Source organism: Corallococcus sp. AB038B (assembly GCF_003668955.1).
Classification (GTDB): Bacteria; Myxococcota; Myxococcia; order Myxococcales; family Myxococcaceae; genus Corallococcus; species Corallococcus exiguus.
In genome coordinates this window covers 360182-383087 of the sequence record NZ_RAWO01000002.1, presented here as the reverse complement: position 1 = coordinate 383087, position 22906 = coordinate 360182, and the positions used below count along the sequence as shown (strand labels likewise).

General features: G+C 69.0%; 16 protein-coding genes. 6 read left to right on the top strand and 10 right to left on the bottom strand.

Features of this window, described 5'->3' with window-relative positions; translation table 11 throughout:
- Positions 1–19 precede the first annotated feature (19 nt).
- Entirely contained in the window at positions 20–229 is a 210-nt protein-coding gene (locus D7Y04_RS12705) for a hypothetical protein (protein WP_120595123.1), read from the top strand.
- Positions 230–301: 72 nt separating this feature from the next.
- Here the strand turns inward: D7Y04_RS12705 and D7Y04_RS12700 are convergent, their stop codons facing one another.
- Positions 302–886, bottom strand: a complete 585-nt coding sequence (locus tag D7Y04_RS12700; protein WP_120595124.1) for a superoxide dismutase — start codon at positions 884–886, stop codon at positions 302–304.
- A 46-nt stretch (positions 887–932) separates the two neighbouring features.
- On the bottom strand, positions 933–1433 hold the full coding sequence (locus D7Y04_RS12695) for a flavin reductase family protein (RefSeq protein WP_120595125.1): 501 nt from the start codon (positions 1431–1433) through the stop codon (positions 933–935).
- A gap of 146 nt (positions 1434–1579) precedes the next feature.
- Here D7Y04_RS12695 and D7Y04_RS12690 point away from each other — a divergent pair, with 146 nt between their 5' ends.
- The 5 genes from D7Y04_RS12690 to D7Y04_RS45105 are packed head-to-tail and all read left to right on the top strand — an operon-like array spanning position 1580 to position 14869.
- Positions 1580–3928 (top strand): AAA family ATPase, encoded by a 2349-nt coding sequence (locus D7Y04_RS12690; RefSeq protein ID WP_158627505.1) that lies wholly within the window; start codon positions 1580–1582, stop codon positions 3926–3928.
- Between the two features lie 31 nt (positions 3929–3959).
- Positions 3960–12032: a hypothetical protein gene (locus D7Y04_RS12680; RefSeq protein ID WP_147477099.1), complete on the top strand. Its 8073-nt coding sequence runs from the start codon at positions 3960–3962 to the stop codon at positions 12030–12032.
- 12 nt (positions 12033–12044) lie between these two features.
- Positions 12045–12569 carry a hypothetical protein gene (locus tag D7Y04_RS12675; RefSeq protein ID WP_121759491.1) on the top strand — a complete coding sequence of 175 codons (525 nt, stop codon included), beginning with the start codon at positions 12045–12047 and terminating at the stop codon, positions 12567–12569.
- Between the two features lie 15 nt (positions 12570–12584).
- Positions 12585–13355: a hypothetical protein gene (locus D7Y04_RS12670; protein ID WP_121759490.1), complete on the top strand. Its 771-nt coding sequence runs from the start codon at positions 12585–12587 to the stop codon at positions 13353–13355.
- Positions 13355–14869, top strand: coding sequence for an SUMF1/EgtB/PvdO family nonheme iron enzyme (locus D7Y04_RS45105; protein WP_199749656.1), 1515 nt, complete (start codon positions 13355–13357; stop codon positions 14867–14869). The genes D7Y04_RS12670 and D7Y04_RS45105 overlap by 1 nt, the downstream gene beginning before the upstream one ends.
- Positions 14870–15077: 208 nt before the next feature.
- Here D7Y04_RS45105 and D7Y04_RS12660 read toward each other — a convergent pair whose 3' ends face one another.
- The 8 genes from D7Y04_RS12660 to D7Y04_RS12630 all read right to left on the bottom strand — a co-directional run bounded on the left by D7Y04_RS12660 (position 15078) and on the right by D7Y04_RS12630 (position 22903).
- Positions 15078–15299 (bottom strand): hypothetical protein, encoded by a 222-nt coding sequence (locus D7Y04_RS12660; protein WP_139916135.1) that lies wholly within the window; start codon positions 15297–15299, stop codon positions 15078–15080.
- Entirely contained in the window at positions 15296–16027 is a 732-nt protein-coding gene (locus tag D7Y04_RS12655) for a hypothetical protein (protein ID WP_147477098.1), read from the bottom strand. The genes D7Y04_RS12660 and D7Y04_RS12655 overlap by 4 nt, the downstream gene beginning before the upstream one ends.
- A 1204-nt stretch (positions 16028–17231) precedes the next feature.
- Entirely contained in the window at positions 17232–19394 is a 2163-nt protein-coding gene (locus D7Y04_RS12650) for a hypothetical protein (RefSeq protein WP_120594154.1), read from the bottom strand.
- Positions 19391–21001, bottom strand: coding sequence for a hypothetical protein (locus tag D7Y04_RS12645; RefSeq protein ID WP_121759488.1), 1611 nt, complete (start codon positions 20999–21001; stop codon positions 19391–19393). Before D7Y04_RS12645 ends, D7Y04_RS12650 begins: the two co-directional genes overlap by 4 nt.
- Entirely contained in the window at positions 20970–21164 is a 195-nt protein-coding gene (locus tag D7Y04_RS44015; RefSeq protein ID WP_120594156.1) for a hypothetical protein, read from the bottom strand. Before D7Y04_RS44015 ends, D7Y04_RS12645 begins: the two co-directional genes overlap by 32 nt.
- A gap of 4 nt (positions 21165–21168) precedes the next feature.
- Positions 21169–22356 carry a phage baseplate assembly protein V gene (locus tag D7Y04_RS12640; protein ID WP_121759487.1) on the bottom strand — a complete coding sequence of 396 codons (1188 nt, stop codon included), beginning with the start codon at positions 22354–22356 and terminating at the stop codon, positions 21169–21171.
- A complete protein-coding gene (locus D7Y04_RS12635; protein WP_120565664.1) occupies positions 22353–22562 on the bottom strand; it encodes a hypothetical protein in 210 nt (69 codons plus the stop codon). The genes D7Y04_RS12640 and D7Y04_RS12635 overlap by 4 nt, the downstream gene beginning before the upstream one ends.
- The gene (locus tag D7Y04_RS12630; protein WP_121751455.1) at positions 22562–22903 is read right to left on the bottom strand and encodes a hypothetical protein; all 342 of its coding nucleotides are present in this window, start codon (positions 22901–22903) and stop codon (positions 22562–22564) included. Before D7Y04_RS12630 ends, D7Y04_RS12635 begins: the two co-directional genes overlap by 1 nt.
- Positions 22904–22906 lie beyond the last annotated feature (3 nt).

The following is a 22906-nucleotide window of genomic DNA, read 5'->3' as shown; positions in this document are numbered from 1 at the left end:
AACCCAACCGGAGGTCGTGATGAAGCTCAAGATGGCGCTGGCGGCGGTAGCGGCATGTCTGGGATTCGCGGCGGGATTCACCAACACCCAGGCCGAGGCGGCAGGTCCCTGTCCGTACTGTATCGACATGCGCGCCCGGTGCATGCGCAACGCGACGACTCCGGCGCAGGAAGAGGCCTGCTACGTCCAGTTCGACAAGTGCCGCATTGACTGGTGCGAGCGGCACTGAACGCATCCGAGAACCGCGCCGCTCCGGACCGTGCCGAGCCGGGCCGCGCGGTTCCCGTCACTTCACTTCACATCAGGCGTTCTTCAGGTTCTCGTTCACGAAGTCCCAGTTCACGAGGCTGTTGAGGAAGGTCTCGATGAACTTGGGGCGCAGGTTGCGGAAGTCGATGTAGTAGGCGTGCTCCCAGACGTCGATGGTGAGCAGCGCCTTCTTGCCGTGCTTCAGCGGCAGGTCCGCGTTGGACGTCTTCATGATGGACAGCTTGTTGCCGTCCTTCACCAGCCAGGCCCAGCCGGAGCCGAACTGCGTGATGGCGGCCTCGGTGAACTGCTTCTTGAACTCGTCGTAGGAGCCGAAGTCGCGGTCGATGGCGGCCGCGATGTCACCCGTCGGCTTGCCACCGCCGGCCGGCTTCATGCAGTTCCAGAAGAAGGTGTGGTTCCACACCTGGGCCGCGTTGTTGAACACGGGGCCGTCGCTGCTGAGGATGACTTCCTCCAGCGACTTGCTGGCCTCGGGCTTGCCCGCGGTCAGCTCGTTGAGCTTGTTGACGTACGCGGCGTGGTGCTTGTCGTGGTGGAACTCCAGCGTCTCCTGGCTCATGTGAGGGGCCAGCGCGTCCTTCTTGTACGGGAGATCGGGCAGCGTGAAGGGCATCGGGTGCGTCCTTTCCGGGTTCAGTGAGGTTTCAGCTACTCGTTCGCTACTTCGGGGCGGGCCCTGGCTCCGGGTGCGCCGTCAGCGCGCGATACCCCCGGTTCCAGTAGAGCAACGGTTCTTCGTCCACTCCCCGCTGGATGCGCTCCACGCGGCCCACCAGCAACAGGTGATCGCCGTAACGGTGCACATCCAACAGAGCGCACGCCAGACCCACCAGGCTGTCCTGCACGAAGGCTCCTTCGTCGAACATCCGGCCTTCGGCCTCCCCCTTCGCGCAGCGGACCGACACGTCGCGTTGGATGGTGGACAGCACGCTCACACTGAAGCGGCGGGCGGCCTCCACGCGCTTGAGCGTGCGGGAGGACTGCTGCAGCGCCAGGGCAATCAGCGGAGGCGTCAGGGAGAGGGAACTGAAGGAGCTGACCGTCGTCGCCGCGATCCCGTCCGCATCACGGACGGAGACCACCGCCACCCCGCTCGCCCACCGGGACATCGCCTCCCGGAAGTCCAGGGCCGACACCCCTTCAGTACCACTCTGAGTCATGTGCCGGTCTCTACCACCCGCCCCGCCACCCGGTCAGCACTTCCTCCAATCCATTGGCGGAATACCAACGCAGTGGAACCTGCCCTCCAGGCCCGTCCATGGCCGGATCCACCCGCCCTCCGTATGCTGGCCGGCTGGAGGCGCCCATGGATCCGTTGTGGGGGGAGACGCTGAGGCGTCTGGATGCGCTGCTCGTCCAGGTGTGTGACCTGGAGGAGGCCCGCGCTTCGAAGCTCCGGGGGGAACAGGAGAATGGCTGGGATGCCGTGCGCACCACCGTGCGCCCTTCCACCGCCGAGCTCGCCTTCAGCTCGGCGCTCGCGGAGACGCCGCTCCTGGGGACTTCGCCTCCCCTTCCCTTCGCGCGGCTGCGGGCTTCGCTTCGCGTCGACACCGTGGAGGAGGAGGCGCTGCTGCTCCTGCTCGCGACGTGGCTGGAGCCCCGGTACTCGCGCCTGTTCGCCGTGCTCCAGGACGAGACCGCGCAGGGATGGAACGTGGAGCGGTTGCTGCTCACCGTCCTGGGACGCACGCCTGCTCGCGCGCAGCGCTTGCTGGCGTCCCTGACCGACAGCGGACTCCTGGTGGGCGGTGGATTTTTGCAGACGGGCGCTGGCGCTTTTCCTCCCATGCTCCGGCCCGTGGACCTGGCTCCGGAGGTCCGCGAGGCCCTGCTGGAACTGCCCAGGCCCTCCGTGCTGGGCGAGCTCTCGCTGGAATGGCATGGACCGGAGGTGCTGCCGTCTTCGTCACTCGGGACGTTCGCTGTCGTGCATGGCGAAGGAGAGCGGCTGGGCGTGGCGATGAGCCTCGCTGACGAAGCCGGTGTACCGCTGGTTGTCGCTCGGTGGGCAGGGGCTCCAGAGCCGGTTTCCATGGCCCGGGCCCTGTGGCGTCTGGCCTCCGTGCGCGGCGCGATGCTGGCCGTGGACATGTCCGGGGGTGAGCGGGGGCTGGCACTCTCCGTCACGGAGACGCTGTCTGGATTGTGCCAACGGTTTGGCGGGCGGGCCCTGGTGCTCGCGGACTCCGCGCAGCCCTTCGCCGTGCCGCACCATGAGGCACCCGCTCCAGGCTTCGTCCAGCGGCGGACCCTGTGGCTGGAGGAGGCCCGGGTCCGGGGATTGTCATTGACGGAAGTGGACGCGGGACGGCTGGCGTCTGGCTTTCGGGGCGGGGTTCAGGAGATCCGCCGCGTGTTCGACTCGGCTCCGGGCGGTGACGCGGATGCGCTTCGTGCCGCGGCCTCGCGGCTTGTCCAGGTGCCTTTGCGCCATGGCTACCGGCTGGAGACGTCGCGGACCTTCGCGGACCTCGTGGTGCGTGACACCACTCGCGCGGCCTTGGAGCGACTGCTGTTCTACGTGGCCCAGCGCGACCGCGTCGCCGAAGAGCGTGGCCTGTCACGTCGCTTCCGGATGCACACGGGGCCGGTGGCGCTCTTCTCCGGACGCTCCGGCACTGGCAAGACCTTGGCCGCGGAGGTCATCGCCCATGCGGTGGGCCGGCCGCTGTATGTCATCGACCTGTCCCGGCTCGTCAGCAAGTACGTGGGCGAGACGGAGAAGAACATCGACGAGGTGCTGTCCCACGGCGAGCGCTCCGGCGCCGTGCTGTTCTTCGACGAGGCGGACTCGCTGTTCTCCGCGCGCACGGAGGTCAGCAACGCCAATGACCGCTTCGCCAACCTGGAGGTCGGCTTCCTCCTCCAGCGCATCGAACGTCACGACGGGCTGATCATCCTCGCCACCAACCTGCAGACGGCCATCGATGAAGCCTTCCTGCGGCGCTTCCACGCGCGCATCGAGTTCCCCTTCCCCGAGGTCGACGAGCGCCGCCGCATCTGGGAGCTGATGCTTCCGGAGGGTGTGCCTCGCGCGGGGGCTCTCGACCTGGCGGGACTGGCGCAGCGGCACCGGCTGGCGGGCGGCGACATCCGCAACGCCGCGCTCAAGGCCATCTTCCTCGCCGAACAGGCGGGTGCTCCGCTGGCCCAGGAGCACCTGGAGCGCGCCGTCGCGCTGGAGCTGTATGAGCTGGGCCGGCTCTCGCGGCGCCCGGAGGCGGAGGCTCCCTCGGACGCGGGCACACGCCTTCGTCGCGTGGCGGAAGTGTTCCAGGAGGCACTGGATTCGCAGCTCAGACAACACTTCCTCAAGGAGGTCCACATCCTCCACGGCTCCCCCACCCGGGAGGCGCTCGCGGGGAAGCGGCCCGCTGTGTCGCTCGCGCTCTACCGGCTGGCTGTCACCCAGAACGGTGCGCTGCGGTTGGGGCTCATCGTCTCCGCGTGGTCACACCGCGCGGAGGAGGAACATGAGCTGCTTGGCGTGTTGCATGGGTTGCTCTCCCGTGGACTCCCGCACGAGCTGGATGGCCGCAAGCTCACACCTCGCGTCCAGGAGAGTTATGACTTTGACCTGCTCCATCGCTTCTGGAGCAGTCATGGACATCCCATCCGGGCCTCGCTGGTCCTCGATGTGGAGATGACCTAGCGTCCCTCGCGCTGATGGTGCGGGGGGGACCGTGCGCATCCGTGACCAGGGCCCGAAGGCCTCCGCCAAGGCCATGCTCCGGAAGAACTCCGGGCGCACTCCCTCGTCCTCCGCGGCCCTTCCTCGTGCTCCGGGTGTCGTTCCCCGGGGCCCTTCCTCGTCCAATCCCGCGCGTGAGCTGGCGGCGCGGCTCGCGTCACTTAAAGGCTCGGCCCCTGCCCTTCACGGGCCCGTGCTTCGTGATGCCGCTCGCGATCTGGAGCGCCGGTGGAGCGACCCGGCGTGGCGGACACTGGGCGGTCCGCGCTCGCATCTTTTCGAGCCGTACCCGGTCCACCCGCCGGAGGTCGCGCTGCTCTCCACGCCCGGCGCCGTCGAGGCGGAGCTGGGCATCCATGGGCTCGCGCCACAACCGAACACCGGGCTCGCGCAGGCGGCTGGCGCGTCCCAGCCCGCGACCCTCGAGCAGCAAGAGGAGGATGCTCGACGGCGTGATGCGGCACGCATGGCCGTCCTGCCTCTGGGCTCCGCTGAGCAACTCGGAGACACCGCCGCGCGGCTCGCCGAGGCCCGTGCTTCAGACCTCGAACCCACCACGAGCACCGCGGAGTCGGAAGCGGCGGGACTCGGGGGCAGCACTTCTCCCGCGCCCGAATCCATTACAGCCACCACCGTCGATGCGCCCAGCGCGGGCGGCGAGCTGGCAACGCATGAGCAAGCTCCCGCGCCCGCTTCCATTCCCACGGGGACCGCTCCCGGCGGCATGGACGACGCCGCGCGCATCGACACGCTGGTGTCCGCGCTGTCGAGCCAGAGCGATGTCCACATCGTCGTCCGTCAGGCCTCCCCTGGCGCTGGACCCCAGGAGCCTCCTTCCATCCAGACGGAGGCCACGGTCGACACGGGCCCCAGGGTGCCCGTGCCTCCGGCCGCGATGGAGTGGCAGAAGCAGCTGGCCGAGGCCCATGCGCAGGGCGCCCAAGGCATCAAGCACGGTCTCGAAACCGCTCCGGATCCGACGGGTGCCGTCGCGGCGGTGGAGCCCCCTGCCAGCCTTCCCGCGCCGCCTCCTGCGCAGGCGGCACCTGTCACGGCGGGGCCCATCCCCGCTGCGCCAGCGGTGGGCGCGGACGCGGATCCGGTCACCGCATGGAAGGGCCGCATCTCCAGCACCACGGCGCAGGTCCCGGAGCCCCAGCTTCCTCCCGCGCCCCGCTACACGTTCAAGATCACCCAGGCCGCCGTGGACCCCAACGCGGTCCGCGCCGCGCGCCTCAAGCAACTGGAGGACGAAGGCAAGAAGGCCATCACCCCGGCGAAGCAGCCGAAGGACCTTCCGGCCATCCCGGACGATCCCACCGGCAAGGCCTCCTCGCTGGTGGATGCGAAGTGCGAACGGAAGCTGGACGTCAAGGAGGCCAAACTCCCCGACCTGCGGAAGAGCCCGCTGGGCCATGTGCCGGAGATTGGCGCGCAGCTCGTGCGCGACGACGGCGGGCACATGCTCATCAAGGGCCCGCTCGGCGACCTCGTCTACAAGCCCGGCGGCCCCAAGCCCACCGACCCGGAGAAGCTCAAGGACTGGACGCGCCTCCAGAAGAAGATCACCGCCGAGGCAGACAAGCAGAAGAAGGCGAAGGTCCAGCCCAAGGAACCCGCGAAGGGCATCACCGTCCTCGAACAGGCCGCCCCCGCGCCCATCAACGTCCCCGACTTCGCTCGCGTGGACATTGGCGACGTGCTGGCGCGGCTGCTCGTCGCTCCGGACAAGTACGCGGACGCCTCCGTCCAGAAGGCCCGCGAAGCCTATGTCCCGGGCGGTCTGGATGCGTCCTGGGGCGTTGCTCTCATCACCGCGGAACGTCCCATCTTCGCCGCGGAGCTCCAGCGCGTCGCGGACGCCGCGCAGATCAAGAAGGAGGACCTGGACGCGAAGGTGGAGGCCCGCCGCAAGCAACTGGTGGACTCGCACGCCGCCACCACCGGCACGCTCAGCAAGGCGCACGAGGACGCGAAGAAGAGCCTGGAGGAGGGCGGCAAGTCGTTCGCTGATTCCCTGTCGCGCATGCGCGCCTCGCTCGACGCGCAGTCCGAGGCGAAGGCCGCCGCCATCAAGGGCGGCGTCGACCTGACCGAGGCCCGGCGCAAACGCGACGCGCTCATCGCGGCCGTGGACACCAAGGTGAGCAACTGGGTCGTCCGGTACGACCAGAACGGCAAGCGCTTCAAGGAAGCCTTCGCGAAGGCCGCGAGCGACCAGATGCACGCCTACGAGCTCGCCGCGCTCCAGGACGAGTGGGAGCTCAAGAAGGACGCCGGCGATGATCCGGTGAAGCTCAAGACCGCCACGGAGGCGTACCGCCCCACCAAGAAGTGGTTGGACGACCGCCGCAAGGAGATTGGCGCCGTCGTCTCGAAGGCGAAGCGCGACATCGACCAGAGCGTGGAGCGCTATCAGCAGGAGCTGCGCGACGCGGGCAAGGAGGCCCGGGAGGTCATCCGCGATTGGCACGCGAAGCAGATCGGCTACGAGCGCGGCTTCTGGGACCGGCTGCTCGGGTGGATCATCGACTGGCTGGCGGCCGCCCACGACGAGAGCCGCGCGTGGGAGACCGCTCGCGCGGCGGAGAACAAGACGTCGCTGGACCAGAACATGCTGTTCCTCGCGGAGGTGCGCCTGCGCCAGGGCGAGGAGCTGGACGCGGAGACCATCAAGGGGAACAACGCCCTCAGCGAGGAGCAGAAGGCCATCCTGCTCTCCTACTACGGCAAGGGTGGCAAGGACGCGGTGCAGGCGCTCGCGGAGGGACTGGCCGTGCGCATCATCGGCCAGCGCCGCAAGCCGCTCATGGAGGCCCTGGAGAAGGAGCTGCTCGCGTCCACAGACCTGGAGCGGCTCAAGATCGTCGTCGACCAGCAGGAGCCCCTCTTCAGCAACCGCGCTCGCAACATCTCCCTCAAGGTCTGGGAGGGCGTGGACCAGTGGGGCACGGACGAGAAGAAGATCTTCGACGCGCTCGCCAACCTCAACCCGCTCCAGGGCCACTACATCGAGCTCCTCTACCAGCAGGAGCACAACGAGAACCTGCGCGAGCGGCTCAAGAGCGAGCTGGACGACTTCTTCAGCACCACCACGCACGACTGGGACAAGGCGGAAGCGCTGCTCTCCGGCAACGCCTCCAAGGCCGCCGCTGTCGAGCTGAACGACGCCATGGAGGGCACCTTCTTCGGCTTGGGCTGGGGCACGGACGAGGCCGCCATCCTCACCCTGCTTCGCGGCAAGACGCCGGAGCAGATCGAAGCCATCAAGAAGGCCTACCAGCAGAAGTACGGCAAGGACCTGGTCGTCCAGATGGACGACGAGCTGCGCAGCGGCGCGCTCAAGACACACGACGTGGACGAGATGCACGCCCTGGTGGAGGGCCGCACCGAGGACGCGCGCGCCATCGAGATGGACCGCGCCATGCGCGGCGGGTGGTTCTTCGGCCTGGGCACCGACCGCAAGGCCATGGAGGGCGTCTACGACCGCATCCGCAAGGAGACGGAGGCGGACGCGCAGCAGTACGGCTGGGACACCAAGACGTTCCGCGCGGAGCTGCTCAAGCGCAACCAGGCCATCGACGCGTCGTATGAGAAGCAATACGGCCCGGAGTGGACCGAGCGCACCACGGGTGAGAGCGCGCTCAGCGCCGCGTTCCACGACGAGATGAAGGGCGAGGACCTCAAGCTCATCGAGGGCCTGCGCGACGACAAGGGACTCCAGGTGGATGCCGCGCGCATCCGCATCGAGCACACCAGCGTCTTCTACGCGGACGACAAGGTCATCCGCGACGCCATGTCCGCGCAGGGCAAGCGGCAGATCGCCGACGCGCGCCGTGACGGCTACCTGGACGTCCAGGAGCGAATGGACATCGAGCGCACGCTGGACGAGGCGAAGGTCAAGCCCGCCAGCGAAGGCCCGCTCACGGAGGAGGACCGCCGCAAGGGCCGCATCAGTGAAGTGGAGTTCCTGGACAAGTGGAGCCCGGAGAAGGTCCAGGCCCGCATCGCGAAGGAACGCAAGGAGGTGGACGGCAAGGCGAAGGCCCAGGCCCAGGCCGACGCCATGGCGAACATGAAGGCGCTGGCGGCCGAGTACGACAGCGCCTACGTGGAGGGCACGCACCTCCAGGCGAGCTTCGAGCAGGCCGTCCTGATGGACACGTCCGGCGCGGACCGGGACGCCGTCGCGTCGCTCTTGGAGAAGGGCTACCTCACCGACGCGGAAATCGTTCAGTACGCCGTGCAGGGCGTGGGCACGGACGAGGACGCGCTCAAGGAGGTCTTCGCCGGGAAGACGAAGGCGGAGATCCAGGCCATGGCCGAGGAGTGGGCCAAGGACCACCCCGCCGACCCTGGCGACACGCGCACGCCCTTCGAGCGCTTCCGCGCGCGCATCGACGAGGAGCTGGGCGGACGCGATGAGTTCGACGTCCTGGACATGGTGGACTACGGCGAGCCCGTCACGCCCCGCGAGAAGGCGGACCGGGCCTGGCGCCGGGTGCACTTCGAGGCGCGCTCCACCAACAGCCTGGCGTCGTCGGAGTACCAGCTGGTGCTGGACCAGGCGTCCGCGCTCGACGCCGAGGTGAGCGCGCTGGAGCTGCACGAGCGGATGCGCCCCAAGCCCGGGGACAAGAACTACACCGCCGACGGGCTGCGCCAGTGGCAGGACGACTGGGAGAAGAAGTCCGATCGCGTGCAGCGCCAGGGTGATTACGCCGACGAGTCGGTGCAGATGCACCGCGAGCAGGTGGACTTCATCACCGACCGGCTGGTGATGGTCCTCACCGCGGTGGTGATGGCGGTGGTGATCATCATCGGCGTCATCGTCAGCATCTTCGCTCCGCCCGCGGGCGCGGGGTTCTGGGCCGCGTTCGGCGCGTTCATGGCCAGCACGCCGGTGCTGGTGGGCATGGCGGTGGCGACGGCCGCGGTGACGATGCTGACCAAGGCCGCCATGAAGGGCAGCGCCTACGGTTGGGAGGAGGCGGCCGTCGACGCGGGCGTGGGCGCCGTGGACGCCCTCACCGCCGCGGCCACCGCTGGCATGGGCACGAAGCTGCTCAAGCTGGGGTTCCTGGCGCGCATGGCGGAGGAAGGCGGGGTGATGGCCCGCGTGGCGGCGCACGGCCTGGCCCAGGGCGCCGAAGGCCTGGTGCAGTCCGCGCCCTCCGCGTTCCTGGGCAACGTCCTCAACGACGAGAACTACAAGGGCGGCAACGCGCTCTTCAACGTGCTGGCCGGCACCGTGATGCAGGCGGCGCCGGGCGCGGTGATGGCCGGGGCCTTCGGCGCGCTGGGCGGCATCTCCAAGCCCCATGTCCCGCCGCGCACCCAGGACCTGCTCCACTTCCGGGGCACGCCCAAGGAGCGGCTGACCCTCTTCAAGAAGTGGAAGGCGGAGAACCCCGCCGGGAACATGAAGGAGTTCCTGCGCGAGTTCGACGAGGGCCTGCTCAAGCAGATGTCCGGCGACTTCGACCGGCAGCAGCTCCAGCGCGCGATGCGCAAGGAGCTGCTGGAGCACATCCCGCCCGCGCAGCGAAAGGCGTTCGCGAACACGCCCATCGAGCTGATCTCCGAGGCGGACTTCGAAGCCCTCACCGGCAGCAAGTCCGCCCAGGCCGTCGCGATGTTCCGGCGCGGCAAGCCCACCATCATCGTCAAGGCGGGCGCGGACCTGTCCGACCTGGGCGAGGAGGGCCTGCACCTGCTCCAGCGCCACGACAAGGCGACGCGCGACCTGATCAAGGCCCTGGACGAACGGGCGCTGCGGCACTGGGACAAGCTGCCCATCGAGAAGCAGTTCGAGCTCTATCGCAAGAAGCTGCTCCTGGAGATCGACGCGCAGGAGTCGCTGCTCACGTCGCTGGAGGGCAAGCGCGGCGTGTCCATGGACCCGGAGGAGGCGACCCGCCGCATCCGGCAGGGAAAGAAGACGCTGGAGAACCTGCGCCAGCGGATGAAGGAGGTGGATGCGTTCACACCCCTCGACATGGCGGAGTTCGGCCAGGGCGTGCGCTCGAAGCCGCAGTACCTGAATGAGCCTCCACGGCTGTTCAGCAAGAAGGAACCGCCCGTCCCTTCACCGGAGGCGGAGGGGGCCAGACAGCTGGAGCTGGAATTCACCCCGGCGAAGCCGTCAGCGCCGGAGGTTCCGACGCCAAAACAGCTGGAGATGGAGCTTCCCACGGCGAAGCCACCGGAGGTGGTCGTTCCGGAGACGAAGCCGCCGGCGGTCAAGACGCGCGGAGGTGGGAAGAAGACGGCCCCGGTGCTCACCGTGACGGACACCAAGCCCGTCATCCGGGAGCCAGGCAGGCCCAACAACGTGTGGCCCAACACCGTGCTCCACGGCGACCACCCGGAGGTGGGGCCGTTCTCGAAGGGGGGGCCGGAGCTGGATGATCCGTACATCAAGAGCGCACCGCGCCAGGTGTTCGACGACCTCCAGCGTGGGCGCACCACGCTGGAGCTGGATCCGGCGGACACGGTGGCGCAGATCGGCCCCGCGTGGCAGGAGGTCATGTACCGCCCCAAGGAGCTCCGTTACTACAAGCTGGTGGAGGTGACTCGCGCCAGCGGTGAGAAGGAATACATCGAGCTCATCCTGTCCAAGCGCTCCCGCAACCGCTGGCAGCCGCGCGGCTACGGCACCACCGAGGCGGGCGAGGTGGTGGAGAAGCAGAAGTCCCGGGCGTTCACGGAGGCGCTGCTCGGCGAACGGATGGGGCCGACGGAGCGATTCCGGCGGCTGGACTTCAAGCCCAGGGGCGCGGAGCAAGGCAGCGGCATCGATGAAATCATCGTCGAGTTCGACCACGCCGCGGATCCGACGAGCGCGAAGCTCCACCTGGTCGAGGTGAAGGGCGGCAAGCACGCCCCCAGGCTCAAGGACTTCACGGCGGTGGGGGAGAACCTCCGCAAGAACCTGGACGACCTGCAAGCGCAGCTGTCGGACCTGGCCTGGACCCGGGCGAGAGGCCTGGGGCCGGCGCACCTGGAGGCGCTGACCAAGGCCATCGACGAGTGGCGGATCTCCATCGAGCTGCGCGTGGGGCCCATTACCCCCATGCCTCCGCCGGGCTGGGAGCTCGTCGACCGCGTCGAACGCATCGCGGACGCGTGGCGCAAGATGTCGCTGGTCCGGGAGGTCATGCCCCACGGTTCGGCCCCCCGCGCGGAGCTCGATGCCCTGATGGTTGTCTTCAGGGATGAGCTGAAGAAGGGCCGCGTCGGGGCCACGCTGAAGGTGCTGAAGAAGGTGGAGTCGGCGCTCAAGGGCACGAAGCGCAAGCCAGGCCTGCTGGCCCAGTACAACATCGATCCCAAACAGCTGAAGGGGCTCATCCACAGCCTGGACCCGAACGTGAAGCCGGGAGAGATCGCCCGGATCATCGAACCGTTCGAGACCGCGAAGCGCATTCGCACGATAGGTCCCACCGGCAACGTGCTGGGCTGGGGGGACTTCGACGTCACCGTCTCCCGCAGCTGGAGCAGCCGCCGGTTCAAGCCCTTCGAGCTGGCGCAGATGCGCGACCTGCAAGCGGGGCTGGAGGACATCCCGGAGCTGGACCCCTCGACGTTCGGCACGCTGTCGCTCCGGGACCGGCAGCAGGCCCTCAAGAAGTCAGTGGGTGCGGCAATGGATGCCATGGGCGTCCCCCAGTCGCGTCGTCCACGGGTCGAATTCCAGAACCTGCCGGCTGGGGACTACGGATGGATGGAATGGGACTTCAACGTCACGCACCAGGGCCGGCTCGCGCCCGTAAGCCGGCGTGGCGTCATCGTCATCAACGAGAACCTGGACGTGGGCGACGCGGTGGGCACCGCCGTCCACGAGTCGCGGCACTACTATCAGGCGTATCAGGCCTACCAGTATTCGATTGGCCGACAGTCGCATCCGTTCTCGCGCCGGTGGTGGCGCAACCTGCCTGGCTCCGGCGGCCACTACTACGGGCCGGGAGACCCAAGGTACTTCCGGCAGCCCATTGAAACGGACGCGGAGAGCTTCGGCCGCCGCGTCATCGATCTCTTGCCGCCCCGCTGGCCTCCTCCATGATGAGGTTCCGACATGCGCGTCGCTCCTTCCACCTCCGTCACCTGCTTCGTGTGCGGCTCCACGTTCACCGTCCACAACCGGGTGGACCTGACCGGAGGCCGGCGGACCGTCCTCCAGGAACCGTCGGCCTGTCCCTTCTGTGATGCGCCCCTGCGGAGCATCCCCAGGCTGGACGTGGGCGTGGCCAAGAGCCTGTTGCTCACCGAGGCCGGCGCGCCGGAGGAGAAGAAGACATACGGAACGGTGGAGCGGTTCCTGAAGCGCTTCACCCGCACGGAGGCGGAGGTGGACACGCTGCTGACGTTGGCGCGCGAAATGGACCTGGAGGCCTGGGAGTCGGGCAACCTGGCGCGGCTCCAGCGCAGCAAGGATGCGGGGCTGAAGACGGAGACGAAGTTCGTCTCGAAGCTTCGCAAAGAGGCGGAGGACGGTGGCCTCTTCGAGCGATTGCAGCGCGCCGCGACGACCGTCAAAGATGCGCACCGCGCCCTGTGGAAGCACCACATGGCCCTCTTCCAGCAACGGCAGCAGCCGTGAACGAGGCGGAGTGACATGGCTGGAATCCCCGTGAACGTTCCAGGCACCTGGGCCGGGCTCTTCTCCGCCGAGTGGGGAGAGAACACCCACGCGCGCGAGCTCATGAAGCGCTTCTCGCCCATCGCGCTGACGAAGGCGAACACGCCCGTTCAATACCTGCGGACGCTGGCGGATGTGCTCGCGTCGCTCATCGTGTTGACGGGAGCCGAGGAGGCCCGCGCGGCGGCCGCGCCCCTGGTGCCGCTGTGTGCGGCTGGAGTCGAGCAGGCCGGGGGGTTCTTCGACTCGGTGGATCCGCCGCGAGTCGCCCTCCAGGTGCTGTCCTTCGTGAACGCGGCGGAAGCGTGCGGGGCCGCGCAAGGAATGGTGAAGGCTTCGCCCGCGAAGACGTGGCTGGAGGCCCTCGCTAAGAAGGTGAAGAAGCTGGATGACGTGTTGCTCTATCGCTGCGGGCTGGTGGCGCTCTGTCTGGGGGAGCCGGACCTGGCGGCGAAGCTGGTGGGAGGTGGGAAGCTTCCGGAGACGCTCACGCCCGGGGAGCAGTTCGGCTTCAACGTCCAGGGCTTCGTGCGCTACCTGGCGACGGCGATGAAGGTCGGGGCACCGTCTGAAGCGGTGCGGCCCGCGTGGGAGTCCTTCGTGGAGGGCTTTCCGAAGATCAAGGCCGCGGAGCAGGTCTCGTGGAGTGACCTGCTTTGGGCGGCTCGCGCGTACTTCGTGGGCGTGGAGGGGCGGCCGGTGGCGCGGGTGGGTGAGTCGCTGCATGCGCTCGTGAAGCCGGCCTGATGCGCTCCCCTGCCCTTGTCGCCCTGCCGGAGGTTTCTTTCGAGGCGATGGACCGGGTGCTGTCCGCGCTGGGCTGGTTCCTCCAGTCCGAAAGCCAGACGCCTCCGCTCATCCCAGGCGAGCCGGAGTCCGCGGTGTATGTGAAGCGCGGGACGGACTCGGCGCTCCATTACACGTTCAACCCGGTGCTCCGGCTGCGGGTGCTCGAGTTCTCCGGACCTGACGCCGTGGGGGAATGGGTGGCCGTGCGCAAGGCGGTGCCGGTGATGGAGGCCCCGGCGCTCGCGGCGCTGCTGGCGTCGTCGGAGACACGGGAGGTGCTGCTGGGGTTGCTGGCCACGGAGACGCTGCGGGAGCGCTCGTCGATGGAGCGCGTGGCGGCGCTGCGCTTCCATCCGGAGTTCAGCGTGTCGCGGACCGCGGAGCGCGTGCTGGCGTCGCTGGTGCCGGATGGGACGGAGGAGGCGTTCGCGCGGCTGAAGGCGGAGAAGGAGGCGCATCCGGACCGCTCCGTGCTGTTCGCGCACCTGCCGGGGGAGGAGCAGCGGCGGCAGGTGTTGCGCTGGCTCATCCATGATCAGGCGGCGTCCAATCCGGACGTCGACGCGGTGCTGCGCTCCGCGCTGGTGGACGCGGACGCGGAGGTTCGGGTGACGGCGGTGATGGCGGCGGCCCGGCTCCAGGCGAGGGAGGTGCTGCCGGCGCTGCGCGAGGCTCGGATGCCTACGTCGACGCGTGAGGGCGCGGACCCGAGGGACCGGCAGTTCTATTCGAACCTGCGGGACCTGGTGGCCCATGTGCTCGCGGGCCGGCCGCTGCCTCCTGAGGGTTCGCCGAAGCGTGAGCGGATGGCTCCGCTGCTGCGCGCGCTATCGGGTCCCGCGGATGTTCGGGACGACCCCACGCTGCTGTTGCATGCGCTCACGACGCCGGTGGATCCGGGGCCTCGTCCGGCGGGACTGCCCGAAGCGGTGGTGGAACGGGAAGGCACGTACCGGCTGCGCCGCTCCGGGTTGGAGGCGCGCTGGGTGCCTCCGGTGGAGCACTGGCTGGGGACAGGGCCGACGCTGCGGCGGGTGATGTCTCCGGGGTTCTTTGTTGCTCGGGTTCCCGTGAGCCGGGCCGCTGCGGCCTGGGCGATGGCGGCTTCACAGGGGCCGATGGGCACGGCGGGGCCGGACGCGGAGGAACCACTGCCGTGCACTCTCGTGGAGGCAGAGGAACTGTGCTCGGCGCTGTCACGCATTGAAGGCGTGGAGCTGCGGCTGCCTTCCGGTGAGGAATGGGAGATGGCGGCCCGTGGGCCTGATGGACGGCTGTTCCCGTGGGGCAATTCGATGCGGGACGACGGGGCTACTCGGGCGTCGGCCTGGGGCGTGGAGAAGCTCGTGGCTTCGCTTCCGCAATGGGCGCGGGCGGGACTGCTGTGCGGGGGACGGGAACAGCCGCTGTGCGCTTCGCGCCGCGAGGTGTCGGCGGGAGTGGGCGCCGTGCGGTGGGTGCTGGCCTCCTGAAGCTGACTGGCAGTGCGAGGACGCCGGGGCTGCCGCTCACGAAGCTGGGCCCCCTGGGATGGCGGGGAGTTTCAGGCGGGCCGCCACCTCCGGGGGCGAGGCGCCTCAAACCTGTCCGACTGTCGGACAGGTTTCCCGAGGCCCAGGCCCGGGGCCCCCTCCCCTCGGAACCACCAGCCACTGTCCTGGTCCGTCGAGTCGGGGTGGGCTACTTCTTCGGCATCCGGATATTGGGGTTCGCCGTGACCCGGGGGGCGCTCTTCGCCTTGAAGCTGCCCCCGGCCGCAGCCTTCATCGTGGGCCCTTTGGCCGCGGTTCCCAGTTGGGCCCTGGCTGTGTCCGTCTTGGGCTGCTGCGACGGCGCGATGGCCTTGTTCATGGCGGGCTTGCGGTCGGGTGTCTTCCGCGTCTGCGACGTCATTGTCTTCATGGGTTGCCTCCGGGAATGCGTCCGGCCGGGATGCCTTCCAGCTTGAGCGACACACCGGGCTGCGCTGGGACTTCCAGGTCCACCAGGCCCCCTGCGCCAGTGAGGTGCACGTCCGGGCCTATCTCCAGACGGCAGCCCACGGCCGGACGTCCCGTGTGGTCCTGGACCAGCAGCCTGCGCCGGTCGTCGCTCACCACCACCGACGGGCGCCTCAATGCGACCTGCGCCTGCGCGATGAGCACGCAGCGCTGACCCTTCACGCTCGCTCGGACCTGGGCCCGGACCCGGGCGACTCCGGGTGTCTTGCCTTCGGGAGGTCTCGCCAAGAGCGTGGCAGTGGACGCGGGTGGACCTGGGAGGACAGCGCCTTCCCAGACCGCTTCGAGTCCTTCGTCCAGTCCCACCGCCGCGAGCGACAACGGCACGCGGATGGCCTCCGCGCCCAGCCAGAGTTCGTCTGGCGCGACGATGGCCACTTCGGGCTCCAGTTGGACTTCGGCGATCCAGGACCAGCGCTCGGTGAGCAGGTCCGCGAGCCAGCCGGCTTCTTCTGGCGACATGCGTGTCAGTGCCTGCTCCACGTGCGCCGGGTCCGCCAGTCGTTGGAGCGCCGCGGCGCCGTCCTTGAACCTGGCGTTCTCCAATAGGCCGTCGAGCTGGCCCGGAAGCTGTTTCGCGAGGGAGCGCAGCAGGTGGCCCAATCGCTGTCTTGGAGGAAGTGCGTTCATCCTCGCCTCCTCCACAGCGATCGGCCGACCATCCGGCGCCGCAGTCGCTGTTCTGCTTGATGGAGCGCTTCTGCGTCCCTCGCCGTGAGGCGACGGCCGTTCATGAAGAAGGCCCGTGTGCTTGTTTCCAGTTCGTGTTCCGGCGCGTCTTCCCACACGGGTTCTTCATCTGCGACTTCGGGCCGTGGCAGTGCCTGGACTCGCGGCGGAGGAAGCAACGTCTTCACTTCGATGTGCACCGGGCCTGGTGCGGTGTGCCTCGTGGCCCGTGATGGGGAGAGGATGGATTCGCCCCGTTCCTCCGATTGGGAAGGATGCGGAGTCCGTGATTCAGGTCTGTCGTAACGACGTGGTCCGAGTTCCTCCTGGAACGGGGGGACCTTTCGTGTGTCCGGTGCTGGCCGTCGGTCCACGGCTCGGGGTGTCCGGCTCCTCCGTGGCGATGCCCGTGGGGGCGTCTCCCTTTGCTCCACTGGGGGAGCCTGTGGTGGCGCTTGGGTGGTGGCGCGCGCGACGCGATGGCGGCGTGTTGGGGACTCCGGGACCCGTGCGCTGATCCGTGAGGGTTCGGCGCTCCTCTCTACGGCGGGTCTCGGCACCCGGCTCCTTCGCGGACTTGGGGCCTTCACGCGTGTTTCGGCGGCGAGAGGGACATCAGAGGCCTTCTGGATTGCTGGTTCGGGCCGGTCGCTTCGTTGTGAAGGGACATCCCCGGCTTCCGTGCGAGGACGGCGTGGTTGTGGCTCCGCGACCTCCGTCTGAACCTCTGGGGCGCTGGGGACAACGGGGAGCGCGAGCGTGGGAGGCAGTTGCCCATCTGGGCTTCGGTTCACGGGTTCGACCGGTGGCCGTGGTTCCTGGAGCTGTGCTGGCGTGCCGACAGGTCGGGGGACGCGACGGCGGATGGGTGCGATGGGTTCCGTCACGGAAGGGACTTCGACCCGCTCAGGACGCTTGAGCATGGGTGGCGCCGCGTTGGCAGGCTCCGTGAGCCCCATGGACCTGGGGCCTGTCGAGGGCGACGCGGTCTTCACCGCGCGGCCTGACTCCCCTTCCCGCCTCCGCGCACCTGGCGTTGGCAGGGACGGTGGCAGCGGTGGATCCACCTTGAAGTCTCCGCGCTCTCCTCGCTCCAGGGGATGGAGCACCCGGTCCAGTTCCGCGAGCAGCGCGGCCACCGCGAAGAGGTCGTCTCTGGCTTCGCTCATGTCGGCACTCCCAGCCAGGACTTGAGGACCGTGGTCGCGGCCCTCAGCTCCGGATCCCTCAGCACCGTCTTCGTCACGCCGCCGTCCTGCACCGTGATGTTCGCTGTGCCTGAGTCCAGCTCGATGGGGAGCATGACTCCCGTGGCGAGGCTCGGGCCTCCGAAGCCCTTGAAGTCGCGCCGCAGCGTCACGTCGCGGACCAGCGCCTTGGGCATCTGCAGGTCGCGCAGCGTGATGACCACGACCTCCTCGTCGTCCTCGCAGCACAGCGGCGCGGGCGTCGTTGTCACCTCGTCGTCCGCTCGGGCCGCCGCGCCTGTGCGCACGTCCACCGTGTCCACAGTGGCTACGCCCTGCCACCACGTTCCTTCGTCGTCCGCTCCGCGCACGAGCAACAGCTCCCCGGGCCTTGCGACCTGCACCGGCTTGCTCGAGCCAGATGTGCTCACCAGCGGGCTGCCATCCAGGAACAGCTGCGTCGCTCCGACCTCCACTGGCGGCAGCAACTTGAACGTCTGGCCTGGATACGGCGCGGCCACCGATGACGGCACCAGCCCCAGCGCGCCTCCTCCCTGCCCCAGGATCAGGTTCAGCTTCGCGCCCAGAGCGATGATCTCCTGCACCACCCCGTCCGCCTGCGGCCCCGCCGCCGCGTGTCCCTCCATCAACTCCTGCGTGGAGATGGACACCGCGCTTCCACTCACGGGCGAGCCACTCCTCACCAGCCCGGCGATACCCGGCAGCTTCGCGTCCGTCGCGATGGACACATTCAGCGGTGCGATTCGCAGGCGCTTCTCGGCTCCTTTCACCTCCCAGCCCAGCACCAGCGCAAGCGTGGGCCGCTCTCCTCCCACGTTCGCCACGTGGCCCGGCTGCACCTGCCCCAGGTCCACCGTGGGCGTCACCGATAGCACCGTCGCCTGCGTGAGCGTGTCCTTCACCAGGGCCACCGGTCCCACCAGCGGGATTCCCGTGGACTGTCCCGCGAGCACCCGCGTCAGGCTGTCGCAGAATGGCTTAAGGACGAGCTTCAGCAGCGGTGCCAGCGCGGCCCGGTTGCGTACGTCGAACCATCGCTGACGGAACACCCAGTGGAAGCGCAGCGACCATTCCAACGTCCGGAGCATCCGCAGCGACCCATCCGGATACGCCAGCCGCGACGCCACCGCCTCGTCCATTCCCTTCCCTGCCTCGATGTCCAACGTCGTCAGCTCGTTGGACAGCTGGCCGGGGATGCCCGGTGAATCCGCCCTCCTCAGCGTGGTCTTCAACGACGCCAGTCCCGACACGGACGCAATCACGGTGCGTGGCGGCTGGAGCGCCGTGGCCACCGCGCCGTAGTCCGTCGCCGATGCCTGAAGTGAATCCGCCGCGCGTTGGAGCGCATCCGTCAACTCCGGGGCCGCGCCCTGCTCCTCCAGCGTGACCTTCGCCTGGAGCAGCACGTTCCGGTCCGACAGGCACTCGCTCTGGCGGGTTGAAGCCCCGGACGCCACCGGATCAAAGGCGCTGGATGTCGACGAGACGCTCAGCCCATCCAGCACGCTGCTCAGGGACACCGTCTCTGCTGTCGTCTTCAGCTCCGCCCGCCTCGTGGTGCGCAGGCCCGTCCAGGTCCCCAGCTCCGCGACGCCGCTCTCCGCCGCATCCTTCCGCTGGTCCGTGGTGAAGAGCCCCGCGTCGATGGCGTCCTCCACGGTGCCGCTCGTCGAAAGGGGCCCGAAGTCATACGTGGGCACCCGCACCGCCACCTCGCCGCCGTGCTTCTCGTCGCGGAAGGCGAACAGCGTCACCGTTCCCGCGAGCAACGCCGCTCCCGTGAGCTTTCCGTCTCCATCCGCTTCGATGGTGCCCACCGCGAACTCCAGCTCCTCCACGCCCGGCAGCCGGCTCTCACTCCCTACGAGCGAACCGACGGACACATTCGGCAGTCCTTCGCCCCGGGGCGCGGCGGCCAGGGCTGGCGCAAGCGCGATGCCCACCGCGCGACGACGGGCCCGCTCGATGACGTTGAACACGGGCAGGAGCGCGCACACTGTCTGGACTTGCGGCGCGTCCTGATCCGCCACGCCGTCCATGCGGTCCAGGAACGCCTCCAGCTGCTTCCAGGCCGCTGTCCAGCCGTCCAGCTCCGCGCTCAGGCGTGTCACCGCGCTCACGGGCCGGTTCCCTTCTTGGGCGTGCCGGGTGGTGGTGTGGACGTGTCAGCCGCGGGGGGCTGCGGACTCGGCGGACGTTCGGACGCGCCCGGACCTCCGAAGCCGATGGCCAGCGAACGCCCTCCCCGGCGCTGGGCGTGCTTCGTGGACGCAATGCCCTCCAGAATCTCCTTCTGTTCCTCCACGTGCTCCTTCGACTGGTCCAGCACCTCCACCAGCGCGGAGCGGCTCCGCTCGGCGGCGGCCTTCAGTTCCTCTGGCGTGCGCCCCACCGCCTTCGCGAACCTCTCGGGCGCCTTCTCCACCGCGTTCACGAACTTGTCCGCCTTCTTCTGGGCCGTCGTCTTCAGGTTGCCCCAGGCGTCCTTCACCTCGTCCGTGTTCGCCTCCAGCACCTGCGCCGCCTCGCTCTCCAGCAGGGCCTTCTTCACGTCCTGGAGCGTGAGGTCTCCCGACGCCAGCTCCATCGCCGCGGACAGGCCCAGCAGCTCCCAGAGCATCGCGGCCTTCGCCAGGTTGGGGCCCGCCGCCAGCAGGCAGATGCCTCCCACGTAGCCTCCCGGGGGCCGGTTCGTCGCCGTGAGGAAGGCCTGCTTCAGCCCCGCCACTCCGCCCGTCGTCGACACCGGCAGCGCGTACATCCCCGCGGACTTGAGCGCGTTCAGCAGGTCGATGATGGCTTGCACCGCCTGCGCCAGCTTCAGCAACACCTGCACCTTGTCCTGCATCGCGGCGGCGAGACTCCGCAGAAGCGTCGCCAGGTTGTCCACCGACAGGAGCAGCGCCCTGAGCGCCTCCGGGAGGATGAGCAGCTTCTCCAGGTCCGGGAACAGGTCCCGCATGCGCGCGGACTTCCAGTCCGGCTTCACTGACCTTCCACGCGCCCGGCTGCGGCGCGGATCCAACGCGCCCTTCGGGTACTTCTCGAACGCCTTCTTGAACGCGCTGATGTTGAGCAGCTTGCCCAGCAGGTACAGCGCCTGCCGGAGCGCATCCAGCGACGGCGCCGCCATCACGATGAACACCGCCTGCACCGGCGCGCCGTCCGTCACCGTCGGGCGCGAGTCATCCCCCGGATCATCGAAGGACGCGACGAACCGCCCCGCCCAGCGCGCGAAGCCGTCCGGCGTCACTGGCGGGCGCTCCAGCGCGAAGCCCGCCTTGAAGTCCTTGGGGATGTTCGGGATGAAGCCCGTCTCCGCCAGGTTCGTCTCCGTGGGCCCGATGCCCGGCGCGTCCGCGTAGAGGTACGCCCCCGCGTTGAGCAGGTCGTTGATGATGTCCTTGAGCAGCTCGTAGGCCGCGAGGATGAGCGCCCGGAACGGATCCGGCAGCCCCAGGAGGATGGCCGCCAGCGCCTGGAGCAGCGCCTGCACGAACTGGAGCACCGCGATGATGATCTGCAGCGGCGGCTTGATGATGCCCACCAGCTGCTCCAGCCCCGGCGGCACGCCGATCAGCAGCGGACGCCACGCGGGCCCGGCCCCGGCCTCGGTGCCAGTGGCGTCCGTGCCTTCCGCATCCTCCAGTGCCTTCGCCAGGTCCTCGCAGCAGGCCTCCAGCGCGCCGTGGAGCTCAGCGATAGCGGCGTCGTTGAACTCGGCCACGCGCGTCCTCCCGGGTGCGTTGTTCCAGCTCCATCAGCTTCTCCAGCCGCTCGGCGTCCTGGGCCACGCCCACCGCCGCTGCCTGGAGCAGCAGGGCCTTCACCTCCTCCAGCCGCTCGCGCAGCACCGAGGCTTCCAATGGCTTCCAGTCGGGAGCCTTCATCGCGTCACCCCACCGGCATGCGCTTGACGAAGCCGAAGTAGGACCAGTCCAGCATCGGCGTCATCGCCGCCCAGACATCCAGGAGCGGCCCGTACGCGGCCACCGTCATCGGGTTCACCGCCTTGAGGATCTGAGCCAGCATCGTGAAGTGGATGGCCAGCCCGTCCCCCAGCACCATGGGCGAGATGGCGGAGATGCCGCCCACCTGGCACATGCCCAGCATCGTGTTGATGGACACGTTGCCCATCAGCGCGTCGATGGAGACGGCGTTGAGCGACGGGCCCGGCATGTCTGGCATCGCCGCGGCCACCTTCACCGCCTTGCCCGCGGCGAAGTTCACGTTGCCGCCGGACGTGACGCCGTAGCCCCCCACCGCTGTCTCCTGCGACGCGCCGGAGACGATGCGCGTGTGGCTGCCCTGGATGCGGTCCTCTCGCGGGCCGCCCACGATCTCCTTCACGCCGCTGCCACCTACCGTGCGCGAGTAGCCCGCCACGTCCACCTTCTCCGTCAGCGACCCCGTCACGTGCAGCGACACGTCCCCGCCCACGTCGCGGGTGTGGCTGCCGTCCACCGTCTCATCCTGCTTGCCCGCCACCTCCAGGTGGTCGTCGCCGTCCACCTCCGCGGAGCGGTTGCCCTCGTTCACCGTGCGCTCGTTGCTGATGAGCCGGTCCAGGCCTTCCGCGGACAGGATGACGCGATTGCCCTGCCGGTCGTGGATCTCCACGCGCGCGGTCTCCGGCCGGTCGTCCAGGACGATGTAGTGGCCCGTGGCGGACTTGAGCATCCGCACGCCCGGCACCGCGGACTGGGGCGGGTAGTCGTGCTTGGGAATCTCGCTGACGTCCGGGGCCACTCGCGCGGTGGAGTCCGGCTGGCCCAGGTCCGCGAGAGAGGGCTGCCCCCACCACATGCCGCTCCAGATGGGCTGGGACAGGTCTCCGCCCTCGAACTCCACCCAGACGCCCGCGCCTACGTCCGGCACCACGAAGAGGCCTTGATCCGGTCCCGCGTACGGCGTGCACGGCATGGCCCAGCCCGTGGCCACGTCCCCCATCAGGCGCGGCACCACGCACTGGATGCGCCCCAGGTTGAGCGGGTCCGAGACGTTCGTCACATAGCCCCGGTACTTGCCGAAGTAGCGGCTCTCCGTGCGTTCGATGAGCTGCTGCAGCAGTTGTTCGATCATCGCGCGCTCCCCAGGTCGTCGTCCTCGTCGTACTGGCGCACGCCGGAGACGTCCGACAGGTTGATGTAGACGGGTGTGGCGCCATCCGGCCCGGTGAGGTGGACGACGTCGTCGATGAGCTCCACCACCAGACCCACGTACACCTGGCCCAACGTGGTGAAGAGGTAGCAGCGCTGCCCCATGCTGGCTTCGAGCAGCTTGCGCATCACTCCTCCAGTTTCTGCACCAGCCGCGTGGCCAGCTTCACGCGCGTGTCCACCCAGATGCCCACGTCGCGCTGGCGCTCGGAGGCGAGCCTGCGGCGCGCGGCGCGCACCAGGTCCTGGAGCGTCACTGGCACCGTGGGCACCGGCGGCAGGCGGGAGATGCGCACGTCCAGCGCCCGGAGCACGGAGGTGTCCAGGTCCAGCTTCGCGCGCGTGCCGGCCAGGTTCTCCAGCGTCGCGGCCTTCGCGTCGGGCGCGTCCGGCGTGGCGGAGAGGGAGACTTCGGGCAGCGCGGTGCGCTGGAGGGCGACACGGCCACTGAGGGCGAAGGGGTCGGGCATGGG

Excerpts from the sequence above, each read along its gene's own strand:
- D7Y04_RS12705 (WP_120595123.1), top strand. The coding sequence starts at position 20 with ATGAAGCTCAAGATGGCGCTGGCGGCGGTAGCGGCATGTCTGGGATTC.
- D7Y04_RS12700 (WP_120595124.1), bottom strand. The coding sequence starts at position 886 with ATGCCCTTCACGCTGCCCGATCTCCCGTACAAGAAGGACGCGCTGGCC.
- D7Y04_RS12695 (WP_120595125.1), bottom strand. The coding sequence starts at position 1,433 with ATGACTCAGAGTGGTACTGAAGGGGTGTCGGCCCTGGACTTCCGGGAG.
- D7Y04_RS12690 (WP_158627505.1), top strand. The coding sequence starts at position 1,580 with ATGGATCCGTTGTGGGGGGAGACGCTGAGGCGTCTGGATGCGCTGCTC.
- D7Y04_RS12675 (WP_121759491.1), top strand. The coding sequence starts at position 12,045 with ATGCGCGTCGCTCCTTCCACCTCCGTCACCTGCTTCGTGTGCGGCTCC.
- D7Y04_RS12670 (WP_121759490.1), top strand. The coding sequence starts at position 12,585 with ATGGCTGGAATCCCCGTGAACGTTCCAGGCACCTGGGCCGGGCTCTTC.
- D7Y04_RS45105 (WP_199749656.1), top strand. The coding sequence starts at position 13,355 with ATGCGCTCCCCTGCCCTTGTCGCCCTGCCGGAGGTTTCTTTCGAGGCG.
- D7Y04_RS12660 (WP_139916135.1), bottom strand. The coding sequence starts at position 15,299 with ATGAAGACAATGACGTCGCAGACGCGGAAGACACCCGACCGCAAGCCC.
- D7Y04_RS12655 (WP_147477098.1), bottom strand. The coding sequence starts at position 16,027 with ATGAACGCACTTCCTCCAAGACAGCGATTGGGCCACCTGCTGCGCTCC.
- D7Y04_RS44015 (WP_120594156.1), bottom strand. The coding sequence starts at position 21,164 with ATGAAGGCTCCCGACTGGAAGCCATTGGAAGCCTCGGTGCTGCGCGAG.
- D7Y04_RS12640 (WP_121759487.1), bottom strand. The coding sequence starts at position 22,356 with ATGATCGAACAACTGCTGCAGCAGCTCATCGAACGCACGGAGAGCCGC.
- D7Y04_RS12635 (WP_120565664.1), bottom strand. The coding sequence starts at position 22,562 with ATGCGCAAGCTGCTCGAAGCCAGCATGGGGCAGCGCTGCTACCTCTTC.
- D7Y04_RS12630 (WP_121751455.1), bottom strand. The coding sequence starts at position 22,903 with ATGCCCGACCCCTTCGCCCTCAGTGGCCGTGTCGCCCTCCAGCGCACC.